At 31.8% G+C, this 7739-nt stretch carries 10 protein-coding genes; 4 read left to right on the forward strand and 6 right to left on the reverse strand.

The window, feature by feature from the left end; all coding sequences use genetic code 11:
- Positions 1–13 precede the first annotated feature (13 nt).
- From pfkB to ACREV6_RS04360, 6 genes are all read right to left on the reverse strand, one after another.
- A complete protein-coding gene (pfkB, locus tag ACREV6_RS04335; protein ID WP_431576789.1) occupies positions 14–940 on the reverse strand; it encodes a 1-phosphofructokinase in 927 nt (308 codons plus the stop codon).
- Positions 937–1794: a tagatose bisphosphate family class II aldolase gene (locus ACREV6_RS04340; protein ID WP_431576790.1), complete on the reverse strand. Its 858-nt coding sequence runs from the start codon at positions 1792–1794 to the stop codon at positions 937–939. Before ACREV6_RS04340 ends, pfkB begins: the two co-directional genes overlap by 4 nt.
- A gap of 78 nt (positions 1795–1872) precedes the next feature.
- Positions 1873–2694: a PTS system mannose/fructose/sorbose family transporter subunit IID gene (locus ACREV6_RS04345; protein ID WP_431576791.1), complete on the reverse strand. Its 822-nt coding sequence runs from the start codon at positions 2692–2694 to the stop codon at positions 1873–1875.
- On the reverse strand, positions 2684–3451 hold the full coding sequence (gene agaW / locus ACREV6_RS04350; protein WP_431576792.1) for a PTS N-acetylgalactosamine transporter subunit IIC: 768 nt from the start codon (positions 3449–3451) through the stop codon (positions 2684–2686). The genes ACREV6_RS04345 and agaW overlap by 11 nt, the downstream gene beginning before the upstream one ends.
- Before the next feature lie 67 nt (positions 3452–3518).
- Positions 3519–3995 carry a PTS N-acetylgalactosamine transporter subunit IIB gene (agaV, locus tag ACREV6_RS04355; protein ID WP_431576793.1) on the reverse strand — a complete coding sequence of 159 codons (477 nt, stop codon included), beginning with the start codon at positions 3993–3995 and terminating at the stop codon, positions 3519–3521.
- A gap of 386 nt (positions 3996–4381) precedes the next feature.
- On the reverse strand, positions 4382–5254 hold the full coding sequence (locus ACREV6_RS04360; protein WP_431576794.1) for a DUF4037 domain-containing protein: 873 nt from the start codon (positions 5252–5254) through the stop codon (positions 4382–4384).
- Positions 5255–5977: 723 nt separating this feature from the next.
- On the opposite strand from ACREV6_RS04360, the gene ACREV6_RS04365 reads away from it, so the two are divergent.
- From ACREV6_RS04365 to ACREV6_RS04380, 4 genes are all read left to right on the forward strand, one after another.
- On the forward strand, positions 5978–6424 hold the full coding sequence (locus ACREV6_RS04365) for an IS1/IS1595 family N-terminal zinc-binding domain-containing protein (protein WP_431576795.1): 447 nt from the start codon (positions 5978–5980) through the stop codon (positions 6422–6424).
- A gap of 73 nt (positions 6425–6497) precedes the next feature.
- Positions 6498–6665 carry a hypothetical protein gene (locus ACREV6_RS04370; RefSeq protein ID WP_431576796.1) on the forward strand — a complete coding sequence of 56 codons (168 nt, stop codon included), beginning with the start codon at positions 6498–6500 and terminating at the stop codon, positions 6663–6665.
- Positions 6666–6796: 131 nt separating this feature from the next.
- Positions 6797–7072: a glycine zipper domain-containing protein gene (locus tag ACREV6_RS04375; protein WP_431576797.1), complete on the forward strand. Its 276-nt coding sequence runs from the start codon at positions 6797–6799 to the stop codon at positions 7070–7072.
- Positions 7073–7312: 240 nt separating this feature from the next.
- Positions 7313–7732, forward strand: a complete 420-nt coding sequence (locus tag ACREV6_RS04380; RefSeq protein WP_431576798.1) for an HTH domain-containing protein — start codon at positions 7313–7315, stop codon at positions 7730–7732.
- Positions 7733–7739: the final 7 nt, after the last annotated feature.

The raw sequence follows: 7739 nt of genomic DNA on the forward strand, positions 1-7739 counted from the left end.
TTAATTTATATAATCATATTTTTTCAATCACAATCTCTTTCATAATCTTATTTACACTCTGAATCTTTACAAATCCTGTAGCTTGTTCCATTGCATTTGCGCTGCCGCAAGCAGATGCAAATGTAAGAAGCTTTTCAATTGAGTAATTTCTCATAAATCCAACTGCAAATCCGGCTACCATTGAATCCCCAGAGCCTACAGGGTTTATGGCATTTACTTTTGGCAACCTAACTTTGTATATTTTATTGTAAGCTCCTGCAATTAAACCCTCACTTCCTAGAGATACTACTACAAATTTTACACCTTTTTTATTAAGCTTTTTTACTTGCCTTATTATGTCTATTTCATATTCCAAAGCTTCACCAGTAAGTATTCTAAGTTCATCTTTATTTGGCTTTATGAAATATGGCAATGCTTCTATTCCCAGGCTTAAATAACACCCGCTTGAATCCAAAATAAATCTCTTATTTTCTTTCTTTGCTATAGTAATGAGAGTATTATAAATATCATTAGGTACACCTATAGGAACACTTCCCGATGCACATACAATATCACTATTCTTTATAATCTCACTATAGGTTTTTAAAAAGAATTCTAATTCTTCTTTTTTAACCACTGGACCAGGTTCTAATATTTCAGTCTGAATAAAATCTTTATCTATAATGGCAAGGCAGCATCTACTTTCCTCACTTATTTTTGTCATTTTACTTATAATTCTAAGTTTTTCAATAGAGTACTCAATATATCTTCCGTTGTCACCACCAATAAATCCTGCTGCTGTAACTTCTTCTCCTAAAAGCCTTGCAACCTTACTAACATTAATTCCTTTTCCTCCTGGAGTGTTGTTTACTTTTAATGCCCTCATAACAGTACCAGTTTCTAAATTATCTATTAGATATTGTTTATCAATTGCTGCATTTAGTGTTACTGTGGTTATCATGCCTTATTTTCACTTCCACACATTTTAATTTTTTCAATTATTATTTGTTTCATTGCTTTCTTTCCAGGTGTCATATATTTTCTAGGATCATTAGCATCTGGATTTTCAATGAAGTATTTCTTTACTGCATTGGAAAAAGGAATCTTTAAATCTGTAGCTATGTTTACTTTGCATATACCAAGCCCTATAGTCTTAATTATCTTGTCTCCTTGAATATCAGATGCTCCGTGTAACACTAGTGGTACTTTTACTCTTTTACTTATTTCTACTAATCTATCAAAATCAAGTTTTGGGTCTCCATGGTAAAGTCCATGTGCTGTACCTATGGCAACAGCTAAGGAATCTATGCCTGTTCTTTCAGCAAATGACCTGGCGGCTTCTGGGTCTGTATACTGAGCATTTTTACCATCTACAATTAAATAATCTTCCTGACCAGAAAGCAGACCCAGTTCTGCTTCCACGGAAACTCCATTTAGGTGTGAATACTCAACTATTTCTCTCACCTTTGCTATATTTTCTTCAAAATCATCTTTTGAAGCATCTATCATGGCAGAGGTAAATCCCATATCTATATAGTGTTTAATTTCATCTAAATTTTCAAAATGATCCAAATGTAATGCTATTGGAATATCGTACATTTGAGCAGCTGCAGTTACTATAGCAACTAAATATTCTCCACCTGCATAACTAATAGTACTTGGTGTTCCAGCTAAAATTACTGGAGACTTAAGCTCTGATGCAGCTTCTAACACTACTTGTATGGTTTCTAAGTTATGTATGTTAAATGCAGGAACTGCATAATGTTCTCTCTGAGCTTTGACTAACATTCCCTTTGTTGATATAATTTTTTTCATATTTACCCTCCAATAATTGTATGAAAATATTACTGGGCCAAATTAAATACTTTTGTTTTGGCCCAGTAGTTAATTAAATTATAATATTTTTAAAACTCTACCCAGAATTCCTACAATTACTGTTATCACTACAAGCATAACAGGTGAAACCTTTTTCTTTAATAAATAGTACATTAAAAATGTATATGCCAGTGGGAGCATCTTTGGCATAATTTTGTCAAATACATCTGCTTGAATACCTACTTTTGCCTGCCCTGCATGTATTACTGCTTTGATGCTTAATGCAATGTAAGAAGCTATTAAACCTCCAACAACTGTTAACCCAACTATTGAAGCAGCATGGGATACATACTTGGTGCTTTCCTTCAAGGATTTTATAGCTTTTACACCAGTCTTATATCCGTAGTTCATAAGACCAAATCTTAATCCGAAATGTATTGCATTGAACATTATAAGGAACACAAATGGTCCAGCAATATTACCTTCCATTGCCATGGATACTCCAATACCAGCTGTTATTGGTAATAGTGTAAGCCATATAAGAGCATCTCCTATTCCACCAAGAGGTCCCATTGTAGCAACTTTTATACCTCTTATTGTTTCTGGGTCTTCTTTATTCTCTTCCATAGCTAATACTATACCCATTATAAAAGTAACTAGGAATGGATGTGTATTAAAGAATTCCATATGCATTGACATTGATGCAGCTAAATCTTCTTTTTGTTTGTGTATCTTTTTTAGTCCTGGTAGCAGTCCGAATAACCAACCACAAGACTGCATTCTTTCATAGTTGAAGGAAGCTTGAAGAAGTAATGAACGCCAAACTATTTTAACTAAATCTCTTTTAGTAATAACATGTTCAACCCTTTGGTTTTTATATTTTACTACATTAGATTCCATTTGTTCGTGCCTCCTTCTTTGGCTGATTATCTCCCTTTCTTTTTGTTGAATAAAAATCATATAATGCTATTGATGTTCCAAGTATTGCTACTCCTAGTATTTCAAGCTTAAAGTATGCAACTAATACAAACCCAATAAGCAAGAATGGAACATATTCTTTTTTAAGCATTATCTTAAGAAGCATTGCAAAACCTATTGCTGGCATCATTCCGCCTGCAACCTGTAGCCCTCCAATAAGCCATGTTGGAAGTACTTCAACTGCATTCTTTGCAGCCTCCGCTCCAAAGAATATTGGTAGGAATGCAATTATTGCATAGAAGAAAAATAAGAATAATAGCCCAAGATAATTGATTCTTTCGATTCCTTTTGTATTTGCATTAGCTGCATATTCATCAGCTTTATGCATCACAGGAGAAAATGCTGTAAATATCAATGTAATTGCACCTTGTACTGCAACTGCAAATGGAACTGCTATACCTACTGCTACCTTTGGATCCTGCTTTGTAAGTATTGCAAAAGATGTTCCGATAATAGCACCGATAACAACATTTGGAGGTTGTGCTCCTGCCAGTGGTACCATTCCCATCCAAACAAGTTCTAAGGTTGCTCCTGTAATAAGTCCTGTTTTAACGTCACCTAAAATAAGTCCTATAACCATACCGGTTACCAACGGTCTGTGAATATGGAAAAGACCGTCAAACAAGTCAATCCCGGCAATACCTGCCCAGATTGCTACTAATAATGCTTGTACAAACATTCGTTCCCCCCCTAATTAATAATTTTATAATCATTACCATCATTTTTATAATGGTAAGGTTATCAGATTATTTTACAAAGTCCATTATCTTTTTTGCTCTCTCGTCGGGTACTCTTCTAATCTCCATTTTTATGCCATGCTTGTTTAATTCTCTAAATGCTTCCTTATCCGAATCGTCAATGGATACAGTGCTTGTAATCTGCTCCTTCCCTTCACTATAATGCATATTTCCAATGTTTATTTCTTTAATTGGAACTCCGCCTTTTACAAGCCTCAAAGCGTCCTGTGGATTTCGAACTACCAGGAAAATATATTGATTGTCCCCTGCAAAGCCTATTTTGTCTATAGTTTCTTGTATTGTAAAGTAACGAGTACCAACCACATCTGAAACTGCCATGTCCATAAGACTTTGTTGAACTTCATTACCTGCAACTTCATCATTTGCAACAAGTATTAGGTTTGCACCTAAATGACTTGACCAGGTTACAGCTACCTGTCCATGAATTAAACGATTATCAATTCTTGTTAGTAAAATATTCGGCATAATATGACCTCCTAAACATTATTCTTTCTCCTCATAACCTGCATAACACAAAAGCCTGGATAATTATGTTCGTACCACATATTATTTTTATATGTCACCCCTGTTATTTAACTTAAAAAAAATCCTGTTTTATTCCTATACTTAACTTATATGCTAGATTATGATAATAAATACTATCACATTCTTTATTACGTAATTTTTTAACGCCATTTCAGAAGGAAGTTTCCCACTTCTATAAGTGAGGGTAATATGCTATAACAAAAATAAACCTTCAGTGGGAATCTTAACGACGAAAAAAACCACCAAATATATTTCAGCAGTTTTTCTTTAAAAAGCATTAAAAATTCGCCATATCCGGTAGTTAAGTGGTGTTTATTTTAAAAAGATTAGAAATTTATAAGTTCATTATCAATATTCTTTAGTATATCGGCAACTGTTTCACCTAGTTCAAGGTCTTTTGGTATAAGTAATAATGTATCCTTTATTAACTCAAAACAATTCTTTAAATTCTCTTTAGTATCTTTTATACATATAATTGAATCTATCCTCTCTTCTATATTTTGTGGTTTTATCTCTAGATTACTGATTATATATTTTGTCCATTTCCAATCTGGTTCCCACTGTCTATTTATTGCATATAAAATTCTTAAAATCCTTTGAATATCTGGTATCATTCTTTGAAGGAATGGAATTTTATCCCCTCTTTTAGATAGCATTTTTCTAACTTCTATTGCCAAACTCATAGTCCAAGGTTCAATTGTATTTGCTATAATATCTTTCTGAAGTTCATCTGGATAAAGATTTAATTGTCCTTGTAAATCACTTAATATGCCATTACCTCTGATAAAAATTGCATCTTTTAATACTGAAGCAAGAATAAGTTTATCATGGGTAATTACTTTACCTTCCATAATTGAATTTATGTTATCTTTCATGCTACTAATAGTCTGCCATCCTGCTTCAATCCAATAATCTTTATACTTGAATATTATCCAAACTGAGCCATCCCATAATGGTACACCATAGGGATGTATATCTGTTCCTCCAATCTGTTTAATCCAATTAATCATGTTTTCTTCTGATATTAAATTATCTACTAAAAATTCAATTTCAATATCAGAATCTTCATCTGCAAGATTTCTTGAAACAGAACCAACAATAATAATTTCCCTTCCATATTCTATTGAACATTTATTCGCAATTTCTCTCGCTAACTTAATTCTAGTTTCACACTCTTTATTAAATATATCTTTTGACATAATAAGTCCCCCTCTCTCATAGGTTTTTTTATTAAAACAGCATAATTATTATATACTACAAACACACTCAGTTTTTATAATTAGCAAAGTCAACTCCATCTTTCATTTCAACCAACTTCCATTCTAAGTTCGTATACCTTCATTATAGTACAAATTTTATCATAATATCTTTATTTTACCTTTAATATTTCTTTTACTTTTATCTACGATTTAAACTAAACTAGCTCCATCTAAATCACTACTCGAACAAAAAAAGATAGCATATGTTGTCCTGGTTTTTTATTGTGCTGACTGCAGAATTGGTTGCATTTACGTTAACACTGCTGCCTGTTCTGGTGACTGAGTATCGTGGATTGATTACACTAGGGACTTTTTTTGCTTCACTTGTTCTTCTTTTGATGACTTGCTGCATTTATACGCATGAAGACTGGTTCTTTGTGGCATTTATACCGTTACTGTTTGGTATGACGGTTATTTTTTTACCAATTGTGGTAAATCATATATGGCTTCCTGAATTCTTGGCAAATAGAAAAGCACTTCTGTGTTTTATGTTAGATACCTTATATAGTCCATTAATAGGGTGGTACTTGTAACCCTATTATTTTCAAGGGCTAAAGTAAAAAATATTTACTTTAATTACATTATCTCGTTGTGAATCAAACTAAAAAACAATAAAATACTAATTAATATAGTGGGTATTACCTATATTAAGGGGTTGAAACCATGATTAAAAAAGAATTAGATTTTGATGAAGTGTTGCTATACCTTGAAAAACTACCATTTAATAAATTTAAGGAAGTAATGTATCATTATTCAACTCATACAAAGGCAAACTTTGAAAACGAGTTGGAAGATATGATTTCTTTGAATTTTCAACAAAGGATTCAAAAATTAAAAATAAATAATTCTTGCCCCAAATGTAATTCAGTTAGCATTATTAAATATGGTAAAAGAAAAAGAATACAAAGGTATCTATGCAATGATTGTAACACTCGTTTTACACTGTTTACTGGGACTATTTTAGAAAAGACTAAATGGCACTGGGACATCTGGATTGCAGTTTTAAACATGACAATTAATTCGTTCTCCTTAAAAAAGATGGAAGATATATTAATAAAAGATTATGGTTGTTTAGGCATAAACCAAGTTTGCCGAAGAAGATGGAGTTAAAAGTTTTAACAGAAGAGAATATCTTCTTGACCAACCGAAATCAAAATTATATGCAATCTGTAAAAATCACGATATGAAAAAATACAAAAAACTCGCCATATATAGCCTTATAAGTTCCATATTAAAATTACCTGATATTGAAAACATTGTATATGAATTAATTGTTTCAGACAGGCACTATAAGATAGCTAATGAGGATTTGGAGGCTATTAAAAGCAATGCTTTTAATATTCAAACTTGAATATATTTACCATTGTAGGAATATAATAATGTAAATATATACAAAATGTGTTATAATTTCTATATATTTAAGTCGAGATTGTATGAAAAGATGCAACAACAAAAGTTAATATCAAAAGGAGTTGATGAAATATGCCCGACAATAATAACACAAACAAAAATAATAAAAATTATTATCTTAGTTTTGGAATAGGATTTGGATTACTATTTGGGGCTGGATTGGGATTAATATTTAAGAACATAGCTATGGGAGTAGGATTTGGTATGCTCATTGGGATAGGCATAGGTGGAATAATGGATAAACATACAAAAAGTATAAAAAAAGACTTAATTAAAATTATATTAATAACAATTATAGGTGTAATTCTTATATTATTAACACCTAAAACTATTAATTATTTATGGTAAATTAAATATTATTAATATAAATCTACTGCTGAACTTCATTTACTATTGTTCACCTATCTCGTAATTTTATTAATTACTTCGGAATATTCATATAAAGCGTTACAACTACTAAACCTGAATAATCCATAAAATACCGTAATATTCATTAAAGTGTACCCTATAAGATAGACAGTTAATAAAATATCTATCTTATAGGGTTTCTTTATGTATAATAAAACAAAGAGGATAGGGGTGGATAAAATGAGTACTAAGTTATTTACAAAAGAAGAAATGGAAATGTTAGCCGCTAACAAATATGTAAAGCACGTCAGTGCAAAAGGGATTACTTATACAGATGAATTCAGACGTATTTTTATATCAGAGTATGAAAAAGGTAGATTCCCTAGAGCAATATTTGAAGAATGTGGCTTTGTGATAAGCATATTAGGAATAGGACGAGTTGAGTCCTTGAGCAAAGACTGGCGTGCTAAATATAAAAAAAATGGAGTGCTTGGATTGGAGGATACAAGAAGAGGTAGCTCAGGCACATATAGCGATAAAGAACTTTCCATAGAAGAAAAATATGAACATCTTAAAACACGGAACAAATTACTGAAAGCTGAGAATGAACTGTTAAAAAAACTCGATATGCTGGAAAGGGGGATGAGAAGAAAGAAATAGAGTTATC

It is taken from the genome of Clostridium sp. (assembly GCF_050717515.1).
In the GTDB taxonomy this organism is placed as follows: Bacteria; Bacillota; Clostridia; order Clostridiales; family Clostridiaceae; genus Clostridium_AD.

Excerpts from the sequence above, each read along its gene's own strand:
- pfkB (WP_431576789.1), bottom strand. The coding sequence starts at position 940 with ATGATAACCACAGTAACACTAAATGCAGCAATTGATAAACAATATCTA.
- ACREV6_RS04340 (WP_431576790.1), bottom strand. The coding sequence starts at position 1,794 with ATGAAAAAAATTATATCAACAAAGGGAATGTTAGTCAAAGCTCAGAGA.
- ACREV6_RS04345 (WP_431576791.1), bottom strand. The coding sequence starts at position 2,694 with ATGGAATCTAATGTAGTAAAATATAAAAACCAAAGGGTTGAACATGTT.
- agaW (WP_431576792.1), bottom strand. The coding sequence starts at position 3,451 with ATGTTTGTACAAGCATTATTAGTAGCAATCTGGGCAGGTATTGCCGGG.
- agaV (WP_431576793.1), bottom strand. The coding sequence starts at position 3,995 with ATGCCGAATATTTTACTAACAAGAATTGATAATCGTTTAATTCATGGA.
- ACREV6_RS04360 (WP_431576794.1), bottom strand. The coding sequence starts at position 5,254 with ATGTCAAAAGATATATTTAATAAAGAGTGTGAAACTAGAATTAAGTTA.
- ACREV6_RS04365 (WP_431576795.1), top strand. The coding sequence starts at position 5,978 with ATGATTAAAAAAGAATTAGATTTTGATGAAGTGTTGCTATACCTTGAA.
- ACREV6_RS04370 (WP_431576796.1), top strand. The coding sequence starts at position 6,498 with ATGAAAAAATACAAAAAACTCGCCATATATAGCCTTATAAGTTCCATA.
- ACREV6_RS04375 (WP_431576797.1), top strand. The coding sequence starts at position 6,797 with ATGCCCGACAATAATAACACAAACAAAAATAATAAAAATTATTATCTT.
- ACREV6_RS04380 (WP_431576798.1), top strand. The coding sequence starts at position 7,313 with ATGAGTACTAAGTTATTTACAAAAGAAGAAATGGAAATGTTAGCCGCT.